At 65.1% G+C, this 17,001-nt stretch carries 16 protein-coding genes; 2 read left to right on the top strand and 14 right to left on the bottom strand.

The features are described 5' to 3' along the window. Positions 1-40: 40 nt before the first annotated feature. From C3E77_RS02685 to C3E77_RS02665, 5 genes are all read right to left on the bottom strand, one after another. Complete coding sequence (locus C3E77_RS02685) at positions 41-1,120, bottom strand: FecCD family ABC transporter permease (protein WP_108390225.1); 1,080 nt, start codon at positions 1,118-1,120, stop codon at positions 41-43. Continuing rightward, entirely contained in the window at positions 1,117-2,151 is a 1,035-nt protein-coding gene (locus C3E77_RS02680) for a FecCD family ABC transporter permease (RefSeq protein ID WP_198412183.1), read from the bottom strand. Before C3E77_RS02680 ends, C3E77_RS02685 begins: the two co-directional genes overlap by 4 nt. An 18-nt stretch (positions 2,152-2,169) precedes the next feature. Beyond that, complete coding sequence (locus tag C3E77_RS02675; protein ID WP_108390224.1) at positions 2,170-3,204, bottom strand: iron-siderophore ABC transporter substrate-binding protein; 1,035 nt, start codon at positions 3,202-3,204, stop codon at positions 2,170-2,172. A 117-nt stretch (positions 3,205-3,321) separates the two neighbouring features. Next, a complete protein-coding gene (locus C3E77_RS02670) occupies positions 3,322-4,308 on the bottom strand; it encodes a siderophore-interacting protein (RefSeq protein ID WP_108390223.1) in 987 nt (328 codons plus the stop codon). Positions 4,309-4,437: 129 nt separating this feature from the next. Continuing rightward, positions 4,438-4,992 (bottom strand): hypothetical protein, encoded by a 555-nt coding sequence (locus tag C3E77_RS02665; protein ID WP_108390222.1) that lies wholly within the window; start codon positions 4,990-4,992, stop codon positions 4,438-4,440. Positions 4,993-5,205: 213 nt separating this feature from the next. Between C3E77_RS02665 and C3E77_RS02660 the strand changes: the two genes are divergently transcribed. Then, positions 5,206-6,123: a DUF808 domain-containing protein gene (locus tag C3E77_RS02660; protein WP_108390221.1), complete on the top strand. Its 918-nt coding sequence runs from the start codon at positions 5,206-5,208 to the stop codon at positions 6,121-6,123. Positions 6,124-6,225: 102 nt separating this feature from the next. Here the strand turns inward: C3E77_RS02660 and C3E77_RS02655 are convergent, their stop codons facing one another. The 3 genes from C3E77_RS02655 to C3E77_RS02645 form a co-directional block, all read right to left on the bottom strand. Further along, complete coding sequence (locus C3E77_RS02655) at positions 6,226-6,846, bottom strand: thymidine kinase (RefSeq protein ID WP_108390220.1); 621 nt, start codon at positions 6,844-6,846, stop codon at positions 6,226-6,228. Positions 6,847-6,903: 57 nt separating this feature from the next. Continuing rightward, on the bottom strand, positions 6,904-8,382 hold the full coding sequence (locus tag C3E77_RS02650; RefSeq protein ID WP_108390219.1) for a malate:quinone oxidoreductase: 1,479 nt from the start codon (positions 8,380-8,382) through the stop codon (positions 6,904-6,906). A gap of 73 nt (positions 8,383-8,455) precedes the next feature. Next, entirely contained in the window at positions 8,456-9,079 is a 624-nt protein-coding gene (locus tag C3E77_RS02645) for a MerR family transcriptional regulator (protein WP_108390218.1), read from the bottom strand. 71 nt (positions 9,080-9,150) lie between these two features. On the opposite strand from C3E77_RS02645, the gene C3E77_RS02640 reads away from it, so the two are divergent. Beyond that, a complete protein-coding gene (locus C3E77_RS02640; protein WP_108390217.1) occupies positions 9,151-9,567 on the top strand; it encodes a hypothetical protein in 417 nt (138 codons plus the stop codon). A 45-nt stretch (positions 9,568-9,612) separates the two neighbouring features. Here the strand turns inward: C3E77_RS02640 and C3E77_RS02635 are convergent, their stop codons facing one another. The 6 genes from C3E77_RS02635 to recR all read right to left on the bottom strand — a co-directional run bounded on the left by C3E77_RS02635 (position 9,613) and on the right by recR (position 17,000). Then, a complete protein-coding gene (locus C3E77_RS02635; protein WP_108390216.1) occupies positions 9,613-10,779 on the bottom strand; it encodes a GGDEF domain-containing protein in 1,167 nt (388 codons plus the stop codon). Next, on the bottom strand, positions 10,772-11,965 hold the full coding sequence (locus C3E77_RS02630) for a diguanylate cyclase domain-containing protein (protein ID WP_108390215.1): 1,194 nt from the start codon (positions 11,963-11,965) through the stop codon (positions 10,772-10,774). The genes C3E77_RS02635 and C3E77_RS02630 overlap by 8 nt, the downstream gene beginning before the upstream one ends. Further along, a complete protein-coding gene (locus C3E77_RS02625) occupies positions 11,962-13,608 on the bottom strand; it encodes a sensor histidine kinase (protein WP_162924890.1) in 1,647 nt (548 codons plus the stop codon). The genes C3E77_RS02630 and C3E77_RS02625 overlap by 4 nt, the downstream gene beginning before the upstream one ends. 100 nt (positions 13,609-13,708) lie before the next feature. Beyond that, positions 13,709-14,773, bottom strand: a complete 1,065-nt coding sequence (locus tag C3E77_RS02620) for an aspartate-semialdehyde dehydrogenase (protein ID WP_108390213.1) — start codon at positions 14,771-14,773, stop codon at positions 13,709-13,711. A gap of 99 nt (positions 14,774-14,872) precedes the next feature. Next, a complete protein-coding gene (locus tag C3E77_RS02615) occupies positions 14,873-16,141 on the bottom strand; it encodes an aspartate kinase (protein ID WP_108390212.1) in 1,269 nt (422 codons plus the stop codon). A 259-nt stretch (positions 16,142-16,400) separates the two neighbouring features. Continuing rightward, entirely contained in the window at positions 16,401-17,000 is a 600-nt protein-coding gene (gene recR, locus C3E77_RS02610; RefSeq protein ID WP_108390211.1) for a recombination mediator RecR, read from the bottom strand. Between the last annotated feature and the right edge of the window lies 1 nt (position 17,001).

Below are 17,001 nucleotides of genomic sequence, written 5' to 3'. Positions count from 1 at the left end.
CAAAGCTGTCCGGATTCTCTGTTCCCGCGACATACCGGCATCAGATCGTTCCTTTCCGCCACTGTGCCACCAACAGGTAGCCGAGATAGATCCCGCCGAGAACCGCCGTCAGCACCCCGACCGGCAGGGTCACGGGGATCGGAAGCTGCTGCGTGAGCAGGTCGGCAAAGCTCAGCAGGAACGCACCCATGAGCGCGCTCGCGAGAATGTTCGGGCCAGCGCTGCGGCTGAGCCGTCTGGCGATCTGGGGAGCGACCAGTGCGATGAACGAGATCGGCCCTGCGACACTCACCGCCGCTGTCGCGAGTCCGATGGCGACCAGGATCGACAGGGCGCGGGCGGAGTTCGAACGCGCGCCGAGGGCATCCGCCTGCTCATCACCCATCTCAACCAGCTGCAGCCTCCGGCTGAGCAGAAGCGCGCACGGGATCAGCACGACGATGGCAACCCAGATGGTCGCGACGTGGTCCCAGTCACGGGCGGCCAGGCTCCCGTTGAGATAGGTGGCCAGCACCGTCGCCTGTTCCTTACCGGCGCGCACCAGCACCCACTGCACAAAGGCGAGCGACATGGCGGAAACGCCGATGCCGATCAGCAGCATCCGCGCCGGTGAGGAGAAGCCGGTGCCGGTGCCGAAGAAGACGAGGCCCATCGCGGCGAACGCGCCGACGAGCGCGCCGACGGGAAGCGGAAGGATGCCCGGCCACATCAGCCCGAACGCGGCAGCCCCCGCGGAGGCACCGGCGGTAAGGCCGATGACGTCTGGACTGCCGAGTGGGTTGCGGGTCACGGTCTGAAACAGGGCGCCAGAGACAGCGAGGGCCGCGCCTGCCGCGATGCCGACCAGAAGCCGTGGCCCGCGGAAGGCGGTGAGCACGATTTCGTCGCGCCCCTCCCCCTCGCCAAGCAGTGTCGGCACCAGATCCCCGAGCGCGATGCCGAGTTTGCCGAGGGTCAGCGTGAGCAGTCCGGTGAGGAGGATCGCAACGATCAGGATGCCGCCGAGCACGAGCGAGCGCGGCCGCACCGGCAGGCTCAGCCAGTCACCCGCCCGGAGAACCGGCGGTTGGGTGCTGCTGGCGTCGAGCCGGGATTCGCCGCTGAGCGTCGCGCCGGTCATACGGCGGCCTTCATCCGGCGGACGGCGAGCAGCAGGATCGGTCCGCCGACGAAAGCGGTGATGACACCGACCATGAGCTCTGCCGGGCTCACGATAATGCGACCGACGATGTCGGCGGCGAGCAGCAGAGCGGGCCCGGCGACGAGGCAGTACGGCAAGAGCCAGCGGTGGTCGGCACCGGTGACGCTGCGGACGATGTGCGGCACGGCGAGTCCGACAAAGGAGATCGGCCCGACCGCGGCGGTGGCGGCGGCGCAGAGCAGGGTGGTGGCGAGGGCGCCGAGGATGCGGGTGCGGCCGACGTGCGCGCCGAGCGCGCGGGCGGTGTCATCACCGAGAGCGAGCGCATTGAGCGAACCGCACAGCGCGAGCGCCAGCACGAGTCCGACGATCACGAACGGGAGGATGTCGAGAATGAGGTGCGGATCGCGGCCGGCCAGAGAGCCGATTACCCAGAACCGGTAGACATCGAACACCCGGGGCAGGCTCAGCGACACAGCCTGGATATATGCGGCGAGCACGCTCGACACGACGACACCGGCGAGCACGAGCCGTACAGGAGTGCCCCGGCCACGACCGGTGCCGATGAGATAGACCACGACCACGGCGAGGAAGGCGCCGGGCAGGGCGATCCAGACACTGGTCGCGCCGCCGGCGCCGAGGGCCGTCGCGGTGACGATGGCTGCCGCCGCGCCGGTGTTGACGCCGAACAAACCGGGGTCCGCGAGCGGGTTGCGGGTGAGGCCCTGCATCACACCGCCGGCAACCGCGAGAGCGGCGCCGACGAGCAGGCCAAGGACGGTGCGAGGAATCCGACTGGCCACCACGGTGTCGGCGTAGGTGTCCCCCGGCGCGAACAGGGCATTCCAGACATCGGGCAGCGGAACGTACTTGTTGCCGACGGCGAGGCTCAGCATCGCGATGAGCACGAGCGCGACCAGCGCAATAACGAACCCTGTCGCGAGTTTCGGTGTACGACGACGAGCGCCGGGGATCAGCCCGGCGCTCGTCGGCGCAACCGTCGCGGTCATCTCAGGAGCAACGCGAGGTTACTTGGCTACCTTGGTGACGGCATCCTCGATGAACGGAATGTACTTGTCGAGAGCCCACGGCACGCTCAGCGGCGTGATCATGCTCGACGCCATGCCGAGCTGGTTGTCGACGCTCGGCACGTATGCACCGCTCTGGAAGGCGGGGATCTGCGCGAAGAGCGGCTGCGCCTCGATGAGCTTCTGGTTCTCCTCGTCGTTGAACCAGGTGAAGAGCACGTCGACGTTGTCGAGCAGGTCGGCGCGTTCGAGGCCGACGGTGGAGCTGAAGCTGCCCTCGGTGAGCGGAACCTCGGCGACAGTCTCGTCCATGGTCAGGCCGAGGCCGGAGATGAGGTCGACGCGCGAGTCGCCCGCCTGGTAGAGCGAGAGGGCGCCGGGCTCGGCGGTGTAGACGTAGGCAAAGCTCACGTCGGCGAACTCGGGGTGCTCGGCTGCGGCCTCGGCGATGTCGTCTTCGATACCGGTGATGAGGTCGGCTGCCTCGTCGCTCTTGCCGAGTGCCTTGCCGATGATCTCGATCTGCTCATCCCACGTGGTGCGCCACGCGCTGTCCGGGTATGCAACGACGGGAGCGATCTCGCTCAGCGTCGCGAACTCGTCCTCGGAGATGCCCGACTGCGGCGCGAGGATCAGGTCGGGAGCGAGTTCGAGCACTGCCTCGACGTCGATCTCAGGGTAGACGTTGAACGTCGCGGGCAGGTCGTCGCCCTTTTCCTCGATCGCTTCGCGAACCCACGGGAAGTACAGGTCCTCGTCGCCACCCCAGGTAGCCGCTTCGACACCGACCGGTGTCGTGCCGAGAGCGATTGCCGTGTCGGCGGAGCCCCAGCCGATGGTGACGACGTTCTCCGGTGCGCTTTCGATGACAGCGTCGCCGAGCGCGCTTTCAATCGTGACGGGGAAGGCAGAGCTGTCGGATGCCGCGGCATCCTTCTTCTCGTCTCCGCCTGTCGCGCAGCCGGAGAGTACGAGCACGCTCGCGGTTGCTGCGGCGAGAACGGCGGCGCCTCGCGTGAATGGGGTGGTGCGCATCGGTGTTTCCCTTCGAAGGATGCGGGGGTGTCGACGGATGCCGTGCGGCACGACCGTCAGGAAAAGTACTGCTGGATGATGGGGCTGAGTGGCGCTGCGCGCGCCGGTCAGCCGTGGTTAGCTTTCGGCCCGCCCGACGCGCCAGTAGCCCATGAAGGCGACCTGGTGCCTGTCGAGTCCGGTCTCGGAGACGAGGAACCGGCGGAGCGTCTTAATGACGCCGGCTTCACCGGCGAGCCAGGCGTACAGTCCACCGGAGTGGCTTGCCGGATCCGGTACTTCCCAGAGGATCCCGTTGTCGATGTCGACATCGGCGAGGCGCTCGCCGCGGTGACCGTCTGTAATGAAGTTGTCGGTCCAGGCCCGGACAGCCGGGTCGAGCGCCGAACCGTGGGCTGCGTCGCCGCGGGCCAGCCACGTCACGTGGATGCCGTCTGGAGCGTCGATCGGGAGAACATCAGCAATCGTCGGCACCTCGATGAACGCACAGCCCCTGGCATCGCGCGGAAGCGACGAGACGATCGAGCAAATGGCGGGGGCAGCGGTCTCATCGCCGGCGAGCAACACGCTCGTGGCGTCGCCCGGCTTCCATTCGACGCCGGAAACGAGACCGTCTGTACGCACGGATGGACCGACGACGACGAGCTGGTCACCGGGCTGGGCGTGAGTGACCCAGCGTGAGGCAGGACCCGAGTCGCCGTGCGCGACGAAGTCGATGTCGATTTCGCGAAGTTCGGGGCGAACGGCACGGACCGTGTATGTACGGAGCGGGTTGCGCTTCTCGTCGGGCAGTTCTCGCCAGGCGCCGTACCAGTTGGTTGCGTCCAGCGGGGTGAAACCGATCCCGGGAAGGGGCAGCATGACCTTGACCCTCTGGTCGAGGCCGTCAGTGCCGAATTCGTGAAGTTCCGCGCCGGTGAACGTCACCCGGCGGAAGGTGGGAGTGAGTTCCTCGATACCACTGACGGTGACGGCGTACGGGCGCGCGGCGGGCTTCACCGCGCGAACCGGGACGCTACGGGCAGCCGTCGTCGCGCTGGTTCGCACCGCAGAAGGCGCGAAGCGGGCCGACGCGGCCACCGGGGTATCCGTCGTAGTAAGCATTGCCTAAGTATGGCATGCCTAACCTATCTTGTGTCCAGCTTTATTCGACGTCGAGGTAGCCCCGGGCGTGGCGAGCGACGAGTCAGTCGCCACGCCCGGCGGGCTGAGCGCCCACGGCGCTCCCGACACTTAGCGCCGGAACATCCGTGCGGTCGTCTCGTAAAGACCCTTCACCGGTCGCTGCTGCTCCCCCTGCTGGGCACCGAGCACGATCATCACGAGCGTGAGGGCGGGCGTCACCCACTGCAGTACCTTCTGCACACGCTGCGCGGTTTGCAGGCTGTCGGATGCCTCCGGCGCCGGTTCGGTGATTCCTTCAGCGCCCTCGTCTGCGTGCTTGGCGATGACGCCGCCAAGAATCGCCGAGATGACGGATGTCGCACCAGCGGCGATCGTGATTCCCAGCTTCACCGCCGTGTTGGTCCGGCTCTCCTCCTGGTTCTTGAGGCGCTCCTTGTTGCCGCCAATGAGTCCGAGGCCACCGATGCCGTGCATCACGATCGCGGCGATCTCGACGGGAGCCCAACGCGCCCAGCCGATCGAGGCGAGCCTCAGGCCCTCGGACGACGAACTGGCTTTCGCCGTGGCGCCGTTGAGGCCAACGGCCCCCATCAGCGACCCGCCGAACCAGGCGGCGAGGCCGATGTCGTGCATGCTGCGGACTACAGTGTTGCGACTTGGCATGGAAGTGTCTCCTTCGAAGGTGAATAGTCCGAGGGAAGTTACGCCGAGAAAGAGGTCTCCGGCAGGGACTTGACACACCGCGGCGATTCGTCCGCCAGCGCCGGGCCGTCGCCGCTATCACACAGAGGTAGTGCCGCGGGAGGCCCCCGCGCTTGCAGGAAACGCCGGACAACGATCGGTAGAGTTGTCCTCCCACCATTCTGAAGGAGACCCATGTCGGTAGGTTTGCTCGCCGTCGTCGATGACATTCTGACTGCTGCACTGAAGGCGTCAGCGAAAACGGCCGGCGTTGTGATCGATGACGCCGCCGTGACCCCCCAGTACGTGCAGGGACTCACTCCGGCGCGAGAGCTGCCGGTCGTCGGCAAGATCGCGCTTGGATCCCTGCGGAACAAGTTCATCATCATCATCCCGATCGCCCTCCTGCTGACGGCGTTCGCGCCCTGGGTTCTGCCATACCTGCTGATCATCGGCGGGGCATACCTGTGCTTCGAAGGCGCTGAGAAGGTGCTCGAGTGGTTCGGCCTGCACCACGGCCATGCCGACGAGGGTGCTCGCGATGAGAAAAAACTGGTCGGCGGCGCTGTGCGAACCGACCTGATCCTCTCCACCGAGATCATGCTGATCTCGCTCGCAAGCCTCGACCCCGACATGGGAATCTGGGCGACCCTCGGCGTCCTCGCCGTGATCGCGCTCATGATGACCGCCGTCGTCTACGGTGCCGTTGCCCTGCTGGTGAAGATCGACGACATCGGCTTGAGCATGGTGAAGAACCAGGACAAGCGCGTCAGGCACACCGGTGTCCGGATCGTCCGCTCGATGCCCGCGGTGTTCCGCATCATCAGCATCGTCGGGACCGTCGCCATGCTCTGGGTCGGAGGCCACCTGATCCTCGAGAACCTCAGCGAGGTCGGCGTTCCCCTCATCGGTGACTTCATCCACGGCATCGAACATGCACTCGCACCCCTCGGCGCCGTGGTCGTCTGGCTCGGCGACACCCTCGTCTCCTTTATCGCCGGCCTCGTGCTTGGCCTCGTCATTGTCGGAGCGATCCTGTTGATCGGCCGGCTTCGGGGCAAGGAGCCGCGGTTCAACAGCGGCGCACAGTCACCGTCGACCGTTCACGTCTAGCTCTCAAGCGACCGCGGTCTCAGGCAGACGCGTGGGCCGTGCACCGCTGATCCGGTGCACGGCCCACGCGCATTTTGTGGCGGGAGAACCCGCTCGTGTGCCTTATCGGGACGGGCGCGGGGCGAGCTTGCCGCCGGACTCCTGCAGGTAGCACGCACCGCAGAGCGACTCGTACTCCACCTCGACGCCGTCGATCGCAACCTGGTCACCCGAGAAGATGAACCGGTCACCGACCCGGCGGCCGTTGAAGATCGCCTTGCGGCCGCAGCGGCAGATCGTCTTGAGTTCCTCGAGGCTGTGCGCGACCTCGAGGAGGCGGCGGCTGCCAGGGAACGCCATGGTCAAAAAGTCGGTACGGATGCCGTAAGCCATCACCGGTATCCCCTCGAGCAGCGCGATGCGGAGGAGATCGTCCACCTGGGAGTCGCTGAGGAACTGTGCCTCGTCGACGAGCAGGCAGGAAATGTCGGTGGTCGTTTCGGCCAGCGACCGCGCCCGGTGCTGTGCGAACAGGGCGTAGGCGTCAGCATCCGGTTCAATGATGAAGTCGACCGGGCGAGAGACGCCGAGTCGGCTCTCAATGTTGTTGTTGCCCTTGGTATCAACGGCGGGCTTGGCAAGGAGAACCTGGTGGCCGCGCTCTTCGTAGTTGAACGCCGCCTGAAGGAGAGCCGTGCTTTTGCCCGAGTTCATCGCGCCGTACCGGAAGTAGAGTTTTGCCACGGGCGTAAGTTTACTGCGCAACTCAGGGCCAGCCCCGCTCGGCCCGCGGGCGTACCGCTAGCGCTCGAGTTCGAGAACCGCTGCCGTTGCAGCGAGCACTTCTTCGGCACGCTCCGGCTTGTCGTTGAGTGTGACTCCGTAGCTCGGGATCATCGACTTCAGCTGCGGCTCCCACCTCTCGAAGTCGTTGGGGAAGCAGGTCTTGAGCACATCGAGCATGATCGGAACGGCTGTCGACGCTCCTGGTGACGCGCCGAGAAGTCCCGCGATGGTGCCGTCCTTCGACGCGATGACCTCGGTGCCGAACTGCAGAACGCCGCCTTTCTTGGCGTCCTTCTTCATCACCTGGGCGCGCTGCCCGGCCGTGATGAGATACCAGTCCTTCGGGTTCGCCGTCGGCATGAAGGTCCGGAGCGCCTGGAACTTCTTCGATTTGCTCGCAACGAGCTCACCGACGAGGTAGCTGATGAGGCTCGGGTTGTCTTTGGCCACGGCGAGCATCGGGATGAGGTTCGACGGACGAACCTGCGTGACGATGTCGAGGATCGATCCGTTCTTGAGGAACTTGGGGCTGAATCCCGCGTACGGGCCGAAGAGGAGGCTCGCGTCTCCGTCGACCACCCGGGTATCGAGGTGGGGCACGGACATCGGCGGCGCACCGACCGCGGCCTGGCTGTACACCTTGGCCTTGTGCTCGGCGACGATGGCCGGGTTGTCCGTTCGAAGGAACTGGCCCGAGATCGGGAAGACGCCGTATCCCTTGATTTCCGGGATGCCTGACTTCTGCAGGAGCTTGAGCGCCCAGCCGCCGGCGCCGACGAAGACGAAGCGGGCGCGTGTTTCTCCCGGGGTCCGGCCGACGAGTTCGCGGTGGCGGATCAGCCACGTCCCGTCCTTCTGCTTCTTCAACGCCCGCACCTCGGTGTTGAGCCGAAGCCGCGCGCCGGCATCCGTTACCGAATCGAACAGCTGGTGGGTGAGTGCCCCGAAGTCGACGTCGGTCCCTGAGACCGTGCGGGTCGCCGCAAACGGCTCGCCCTTGAGTCGCTTCTTCATGAGCAGGGGCGCCCACTGGTGAATGACCCTGGAGTCCTCGGAGTACTCGATGTCGTCGAAGAGCGGCTGCTTCTTGAGCACCTCGTAGCGACGGCGGAGGAAGTTGACGTCCTTCTCGCCGCGCACGAACGTCATGTGCGGCGTGGAGTTGATGAAGCTCTTCGGCTCGCGGAGCACGCCTTTCCGAACGAGCGACGACCAGAACTGCCGGCTCAGCTGGAACTGTTCGTTAATGCTGATGGCCTTGGACGGGTCGATCGAGCCGTCTTTGGACTCGGGCATGTAATTGAGCTCACACAGAGCCGCGTGACCGGTGCCGGCGTTGTTCCACGGGTTCGAGCTCTCCTCGGCGACCTCACCGAGGCGTTCGAAAATCACGACCTTCCAGTCCGGCTGGATCTGCTGAATGAGGGAAGCGAGAGTAGCACTCATGATGCCGCCACCGATGAGGGCGACATCCACCGGGCCGGAAGAAGTCATGTCTCTAGTTTAGGCGGCGTCACCGGCCCGCTTGCCACGAAGGGGGCAGCCGAACGGATGCGGCGGCGCAGCCCTATGACGATCCTTCCGGCGACGGACCGAAACGTTGGGCAGCGATGTCCTGGTGGGCGAGTCGCCGCAGCGCGATAATCACCGGTTCGTGGAGCGCGGTGCCGAGCACCGCGTACTCGATCGGACTCAGCTCGCTCCCGCCCATTCCCGCCAGATCGAACTCGGCGATGCCCCTGACCTGCCGGCCGTACAGCTCCAGGCGCTCATCGCTCAACCCGACGCCCGCTTCTTCGGCGGCCTCGAGCGCGTGTTCGAGCTGTGCAGTCGCGGCGTAATCCGGGTCGTACATCTGGCCGAGGCGTTCCAGCGCGGCCCTGGCCCGAGGGAAATCGGTGTCTGCCTGATCCCGGTACGGAGGCAGACTGCCGACAGCACGTCCGAGGGCTGAAAAGAGGTCGTCCCCCGGGTTGTCGATGAGGTCAAGGACGACCTTGACCTTTGACAGCGGAAGACCCGCCACCGACGTGAGCGCCTGAATCACCCGCAAGCGCCGCACATGGTCCTCGGTGTACTCCGCCTGCGTGGCACCGGTGGAGGTCCCGGCGGGCAGGAGCCCCTCGCGAAGGTAGAACTTCACCGTGGCGCGCGGCACGCCGGTTCGTTCAACCAGAGCAGAAATTTTCATGTTCCCCCTTGTGTTGGATCGCATCAGTATCCAAAAATGGATACCTTCACTATCCCCCTTTGGAGCATACCGTGCACGCAGCAAACCTCATTAACGCCGGAATCGTTCTTCTCACCGTTGTCGCCATCGAATCGGGCGGCCTCTTCCTGCTCAAGGTGATGGGAGGACGACAACGCGCGAATGATTTCCAGAAAAGCTTCTACCGGGCGGGCCACGCCCACGCCGGCGTGCTGGTGATCCTCGGACTTGTCACTCTCCTCCTCGTCGACGGAAGCGGCGCAGATGGGCCGGTGATGTGGGCCCCGACCCTCGTGCTTTCCGCGGCCATCCTGATGCCAGCGGGCTTCTTCCTCTCGGCAATCGGCACTGACCCGACGAAGCCCAATCGTTTTGTCGTGTTGCTCTTCGTCGGAGCAGCGGCACTCGCCGCAGGGATGCTGCTCGGGGGTATCGGCTTGATCATGGAGGGCGTCGCACAGCTCTCCTGATCGGTCGATGGCGCCCCAGCCAGATCGGCGGCGACGCTGTACAGATCAGGGAGCAAGCGACGAGTCGTTGCCGGTCACCGAGGTCTCGACCCGGCTCCCTGTCGCCGCTTGTGCACGCGCACACGCGGCGGTTGCTGCCGCGAGCAGCGCGTCGAACTCGTGCTCCTCCGAGAAGGAATCACTCGTGCCGATACGGACGCCGAGGCGGAATCCTTTCTTGCCTGCGACGGTCACACCGACGAGCGCATCGAGCAATTCGAGTGCCCTCCGCTCGCCGTCCTGCGGCTCGGCGACGATGCCGACGACGACGAAGCGCCCCCCTCCGCGGTAGCCGATAATCGTCGTTGGATGCAACTCGCGCCGGAGGAAGTCGGCGAGCGCCCGGATCACATCGTCCCCGAACGCAGCACCGTAGGTGATATTGATCTCTTCGAGGCCGTTGATCACTACAGCGAGCACCGCCGTGTGCTCACCAGCGTGCCTGACACGGGCGACGCGGTCTCGAGCGCCAGCGACAAAGGACGTCCAGTCGAGTACCCCCATCGCAAACGTCGTCGTCGGGCTACGACGAGTGACGCTTCCGGTCCGCGCCGCAGCAAGCATGGCCGTCGTGAATGCAACGACGGTATAGCTGATGAGGCACACCACTGCGGTCATGGTCGGGTTGAAATACTCGGCGAATACTTCAGAGCCGGGCCCATCGATCGCAAATACCGTGAGCCTCGCGGTGGTCCAGGCCGCGCCGACCCCACACACGATAGTGATCACACGCGCGTTCACCCGCTTCGCGAGGTCTCCGTTGATGCTCTCGAGCCCGCTGGCAACCGCGAGCATAACAATTGCAGCCATCGTCACGGAGGCACCGGCCGATTCACCGAATTGCGGCACCTCGAGGGCCGTGACGATCCCGGTGACCAGCAAAAAAAGCCAGACGACAAGAAGCCGGGGGCGACGCTGGTTAAAGGTCACGCACCCGCTCCACAGCCCGCCGACCGCTCCAACGGCCGCCACGTTGGGAACGATGTTGAGCAACGAATCCCGGCCGAGCCAGGGAGCAAACGCTGTGGCAATGACGCACAGCATGGCAAAGATGTACATCATGCTCCAGGCCTGCATCAGCCTGACCTTTGACGTCATCGCAACGTTGAGCATTGCTGCGGCACCAATCGCCAGCACGACGGCGACGCTCACCACGACCACGGCGTCATGCACGGGAGAACTCCTCGGGGTGACCGACGATGACGTTTCCGCCCGTGGCGTGTCCGTCAGCGATGAACCGCGATACCCGCTGGGCCAGCTCCGCGAACCGTTCACCGGGTTCCGGGACAGCGAGCGCGATCGTCACGCTGACCCTGAGACCCTGTGATGCATCGATGGGGGTGTCCACAAGCGACGATCTGATGCGCTGTGCGCACTCGAGGGCACGGTCGAGTCCGTCGAACAGGAGGGCATCGAACCCCGAACTGGCCGTGCGGCCGAGCACAGCCGATACCGGGCTCTCACCGCGAACCGCCGAGCCGACCAGCCTGACGGCAGCGTCGCGAAAGTCATGCCCGAATGCTGTGTTCATCTCGGACAGGTTGTCGATTTCAACTCTGACGAGCACACCGGATTCACCCGACCGTCCCCGGCGCTCGAGGCGCTCAAGGCGGTCATCGGCTGCCCTGGCGAACTTCTCCGGAGACACGAATTCGTCCCGCTCTCCTGTGTCGAGGGGCCGCGGCGCGCGCTGGCCGGTGTTTTCCGTGCGGAGCGCGCCCATCGAGGTCGATGCGGTGATGACGAAGAGAATGGTGACGAACGTCGTGACGTCCGAGTCCAGATAGGTGCGAAACGCAACACTGTCTGGCCCTGCGGTCGCGAAGACAACGGACCGGGCAGCGAAGAACCCGCCGACGAGCGCCATGATGACCCCCAGCATCCGCGCGTTGAGGCTCCGTCGCATCCGACCGGAGAACGACTCGACCGCAGCGAGCAAAGCGAAGATCGTGACGCCGAGGAGGAACACCAGGCCGCCGGCCCAACTGCCTGAAGCGACGTCAACCCAGGCTGCGACCGCAATAATCACGCCGCCGGCGATGCTCGCGACAGTCATCGGATTGCGACCGTTGAATGCCCTGCTTCCTGACCAGATGAAACCCATGGACATCGCCAGGGCGCCGTTTCCGATGCCAACGGAAATCGTCGCTTCGGGGACCACCGCCCAGACCGCGAATGAGGTCATCGTGGTAATCCCCAGGATGAACGCCGCCGACCACAGCCGACTCGGAACGTCATTGTGCTGCAGTACGGTGCTGAGTACGAAGATCGTGCCGCACAGAGTGACCACGAGGCCACCGGTCAACAGCAGGGTCGGGAGGTCAAGCGACACCGGACCACCCATGAAGGTGCGAATCACTCGTCCTCCTCCGGTTCACGGGGAAGCGTGATGACCATGGTGGTTCCCGCTGGGCTCGATGCAGACATCCGTATGTTCCCGTCGTGGGCCTGGACGATTTCCTGGCTGATGGCCAGCCCGAGTCCGGTCCCGTGAATCGTTGAGTTTCGCACTGACTCCGCGCGGTAGAACCGCTGGAACAGGCTCTTCTGCTCCTCGGCGGTCATGCCGCGACCGGTGTCGGACACGAAAATTTCCACCTCTGCGTCGTCCCCCACCACCGCAACACTCACGCGGCCCCCTGGGTGGTTGTACTTGACGGCATTCGACAGCAGGTTGTCGATGACCTGGCGCACGCGGAACTCGTCGGCGTAGACGATCGGCGAGCCGATCGACGTCAGCAGGAGCGAAATGCGCCGCTCGTCCGCCGTCGGCTTGAGCGATTGGATCGACTGCTTGGCAAGGACCGCCAGGTCCGTCGGTGCGAAGGTGAGGAGGAACCCGGCGTTCTCCTTCTGCGAGGCGAGCAGCAGGTCGCTCACGATCGACAGCAGCCGATCGGCGTTGGCGAGCGCGACATCCACGTGCTCCCGGTCCTGCCCGCTCAGGGAATCGCTATCGAGGACAAGGTCAAGGTAACCGAGAATCGACGTCAGCGGGGTGCGCAACTCGTGAGAAACGGATGCGACGAGGTCGTCACGCGCTCGGATCGCATCGAGCTCGGCGGTGAGGTCGCGCGAGACCATGACTGCACCGTCGCGTTTACCGTCGGTGTTCGTAAACGGACGGCTGGTCATGCCCAGCGCAAGCCGCTTCTCGCCAGGCTCGCCGTACCAGACGATGAGGTTCTCGAAGCTCTCGCCGCGGAGCATCCGCTCGAGCGGTCGCTCTCCCTCGGCGAGCGGGGTGACGCCGTCTTCGCGATAGCCGACAACGGGCGAGTACGACGAACCGGGAGTCCCGAAGTCATCGAGCCATCGCCGGTATGTTCGGTTGACTATCGTGTGGCGACCGAACCGGTTGATGGCGACAACACCGAACGACACGGTGTTCATGACCTGATCGAGCGTTCGTTCGTCGCGCCGGGCGCGATCGAACGCGCTCTCGAGAAGTTCCGACTGCTGCCGAAGAAGCACGCGCTGCGCCTGGGTCTTCCGCGTGCCGACGTACGTCGCCGTCGAGATGAAGATCAGCACGACCGGGATGATCAGGGCGCCGATGACCCTCGTTCCCGACGTCGGATCCTGAACAACGAAAAGACCGGCAATCAGTAACGCCGTGGACACCACGGGCCCGGCGATTGCTCCTGCCAGCCCGAAATAGGTGGCCATCCACAACACGGGGAACACCAGGAAGAGCCCGGCGCCGAGCGCGGGTTCCGCCACCCGCAGCATGACGATGGCAAAGATATCGAGCAGAGGCACGAGGATCGTCCACCTCTTGCCCAGCCTGCCCCACGGAACCACACCGGCCCCGGCTGTCGTGGCGAAGACGACGGCTACCCCGAGAAAAAACAACTCGGGATTCGAAACGGTGCTCGGGATGGTCAGAGCGATCCCGACGAGAAGGAGCACAGCCCCGGCAAGGAGAAGTTGCCACAGGAACACCGAACGTTCGAGGTGCCAACGGCTCGACGGCGGAGCCTTCGTCAGGGGCAGTGACATGGCTCTGAGACTAGCGCGCTCCCGATGTGCTCCCCGACACGAACGGGCGAAAACCGGGTTGCTGCCCCACCCCCGTGTGGGGCAGCGGCGCCAGACGGGATCAGGCCCTCGCCGCGTTCCCGAGCTTTGCGGCGACCAGCTCAGCAATCTGCACAGCGTTGAGCGCGGCGCCCTTGCGGAGGTTGTCATTCGAGATGAACAGGGCGATCCCCTTGTTCTCCGGCGCGCTCAGGTCGGCGCGAATCCGTCCGACAAAAGAGGGGTCCTTGCCCGCTGCTTCGAGGGGCGTCGGGATGTCTGCGAGCTCGACGCCGGGGGCATCCGCCAGCAATTCGGTCGCGCGCTCGGGCGTGATGTCGCGCGCGAACTCGGCATTGATCGACAGGGAGTGGCCGGTGAAGACGGGGACGCGAACGCACGTGCCTGACACGAGCAGGTCGGGGAGTTCGAGGATCTTACGGCTCTCGTTGCGGAGTTTCTTCTCCTCGTCGGTCTCGTTGGAGCCGTCGCCGACAATGGACCCGGCGAGCGGGACGACGTCGAATGCGATCGGTCGCTGATAGATCGTCGGGGTGGGCATCGTGACAGCCGAACCGTCGTGGACGAGCTGCAGGAGGTTTTCATCCTGCACGGCGGTGCGCACCTGGGTGGCGAGCTCGCGTGCCCCGGCGAGGCCCGAACCTGACACGGCCTGGTACGTGCTCACGATGAGACGCTCGAGCCCTGCCTCCTCGTGCAGCACCTTGAGCACGGGCATGGCAGCCATCGTCGTGCAGTTGGGGTTGGCGATGATGCCCTTGGTCGCTTCGTCAATGGCGTGCGGGTTTACCTCGGAGACGACGAGCGGAACGTCGGGGTCCATTCGCCAGGCGCTCGAGTTGTCGATCACCGTGGCGCCGGCCGCCGCAAACCTCGGGGCCTGGGCTCGGCTCCCGGTTGCACCGGCGGAGAAGAGCGCGATGTCGAGCCCCGACGGGTCCGCGGTCGCGGCATCCTCGACGGTGATCTCTTCGCCACGGAAAGAAATCGTGCTTCCGGCCGACCGTGCAGACGCAAAAAAGCGGATGCTGGCAATCGGGAATTCCCGCTCCTCCAGCAGCCTGCGCATGACGGCGCCGACCTGCCCGGTGGCTCCGACGATGCCGAGGTTCACTCCGTTGGCCATGATTCTCTCTCCCGTGCATGCCGGCTTCTGAGCCGGGTATAACGAACATTTCTCCCCAACCACGCCAGCAAGAGCGATATGGGGTTGAGTGCAAAAAGGTCAGCGACCGGTTCCGCCGTGCACAATCGCCTCATCGGCGCCGTCGAGACCGAATGCCGCGTGGACGACCCTGGCTGCTTCCTTGACGTTGTCGGCGCGGGTGATGACCGAGATGCGGATCTCACTGGTTGAAATCATCTCGATGTTGATGCCGGCGAGGTGCAGCGCCTCGAACAGCCGTGCGGAAACACCGGTGTTGGCCTTCATGCCCGCGCCAACGAGCACGAGCTTGCCGATCTGGTCGTCGTGCTGAAGGGACTCGAAGCCGACATCTTCCTTGCGCTCCAGCAGGGCGGCGATCACCTGTGGCGCTTCATCCTGCGGCAACGTGAACGAGATGTCGGTCAGGCCCGTCGATGCGGCGGAGACGTTCTGCACGATGATGTCGACGTTGGCTTCGGTCGAGGCGATGATCTTGAAGATCTGCGCCGCCTTGCCCGGGACGTCTGGCACACCGACAACGGTGATCTTTGCCTCGGTGAGGTCAATCGCGACGCCGGTGACGATGGGCTGTTCCATCTCTTCGCCCTCTTTCGGGTTGATGACGAGGGTTCCCTCGTTGTTGTTGAACGATGATCGTACGTGCAGTTTCACGCCGTGCCGACGCGCGTATTCCACGGCGCGAATGTAGAGCACCTTCGCGCCGTTGGCAGCGAGCTCGAGCATTTCTTCACTCGTGATTGTGTCGATCTTCTTCGCGAGCGGAACGACGCGGGGGTCCGAGGTGAAGATGCCGTCGACATCCGTGAAGATCTCGCACACCTCGGCGTGAAGCGCGGCGGCGAGGGCGACAGCTGTGGTGTCTGACCCGCCCCTGCCGAGGGTGGTGATGTCTTCGGTCTCGTCGTTGAAGCCCTGGAAGCCGGCGACGATCACGATCGCCCCGGTGTCGAGGGCCTGGCGGACCCGAACCGGGTTGACGTCGACGATGCGGGCAGAGCCATAGTGCTTGTCCGTGCGCATTCCCGCCTGCAGGCCGGTGTACGAGCGCGAATCGACGCCGAGGTTCTTGATGGCCATGGCGAGCAGTGACATCGAGATGCGTTCGCCGCTCGAGAGCAGCATGTCCATCTCGCGCGGCTCAGGCGGCAGCGGAGAGACAGCGCTGGCGAGGTCGAGCAGCTCGTCGGTCGTGTCGCCCATGGCGCTCACGACAACGACCACTTCGTTACCCGCCTTGTGCGTCTCGACGACGCGCTTGGCGACACGCTTGATGCTCTCGGCATCGGCGACGGATGATCCGCCGAACTTTTGCACGATAAGACTCACGTGTACTCCTGGGGGGTGGACCGGACAAGACCGATATCTCATCCTAAAGGCGCTCGCATGCCGGGTTTGCTATGTGACGGATGCCCCGGCGCGATCCTCACGGTATCCGTGCAACATCCGTCTGGTCGCGGTGCGTCGAGCACACTGCCCGCACTGATCGCGTGGCGCCGGGCACTCCGGCACACTCCGGCACAACGAACCGGCACAGCGAACAGCGAACAGGCAGAACGAACCGGCACAGAAGCGTGACGACCCCTGCTCAGCGCGAGACGACGGTGCGGCCCTCGAACGCGCGGCCGAGGGTGACCTCGTCTGCGTACTCGAGGTCTCCGCCGACGGGCAGCCCCGACGCGAGCCGCGTCACCCGGATTTCGAGGACGGTGAGCAGCCGGCTGAGGTACGTCGCTGTCGCCTCGCCCTCAAGGTTGGGGTCTGTGGCGATGATGACTTCCTGCACCACGCCGTCGGCGAGGCGCTGCATCAGCTGGCGGATGCGGAGGTCGTCGGGCCCGATGCCGTCGATCGGGCTGATGGCGCCGCCGAGTACGTGGTAGAGCCCACGGAATTCTCGGGTGCGCTCGATCGCGACCACGTCTTTCGCCTCTTCGACAACACAGATGCTCGCCGGGTTGCGGCGGGGGTCGCGGCAGATGGAGCACGTCGGCTGCTCCGCGACGTTGCCGCAGATTTCGCAGAAGTGGACCTTTTCGCGAACCTCGACGAGAAGTTCGGCGAGACGCGAAACGTCGAACGTCTCGGTCTGCAGAATGTGGAACGCGATGCGCTGCGCCGACTTCGGACCGATGCCGGGAAGGCGGCCGAATTCGTCGATCAGTTCCTGGACTATGCCTTCGTACATG

The organism is Mycetocola zhujimingii, from assembly GCF_003065425.1.
GTDB lineage: Bacteria > Actinomycetota > Actinomycetes > Actinomycetales > Microbacteriaceae > Mycetocola_A > Mycetocola_A zhujimingii.
Note: the sequence above shows the minus strand (reverse complement) of the source record. Positions and strands in the feature narration are given on the sequence as shown.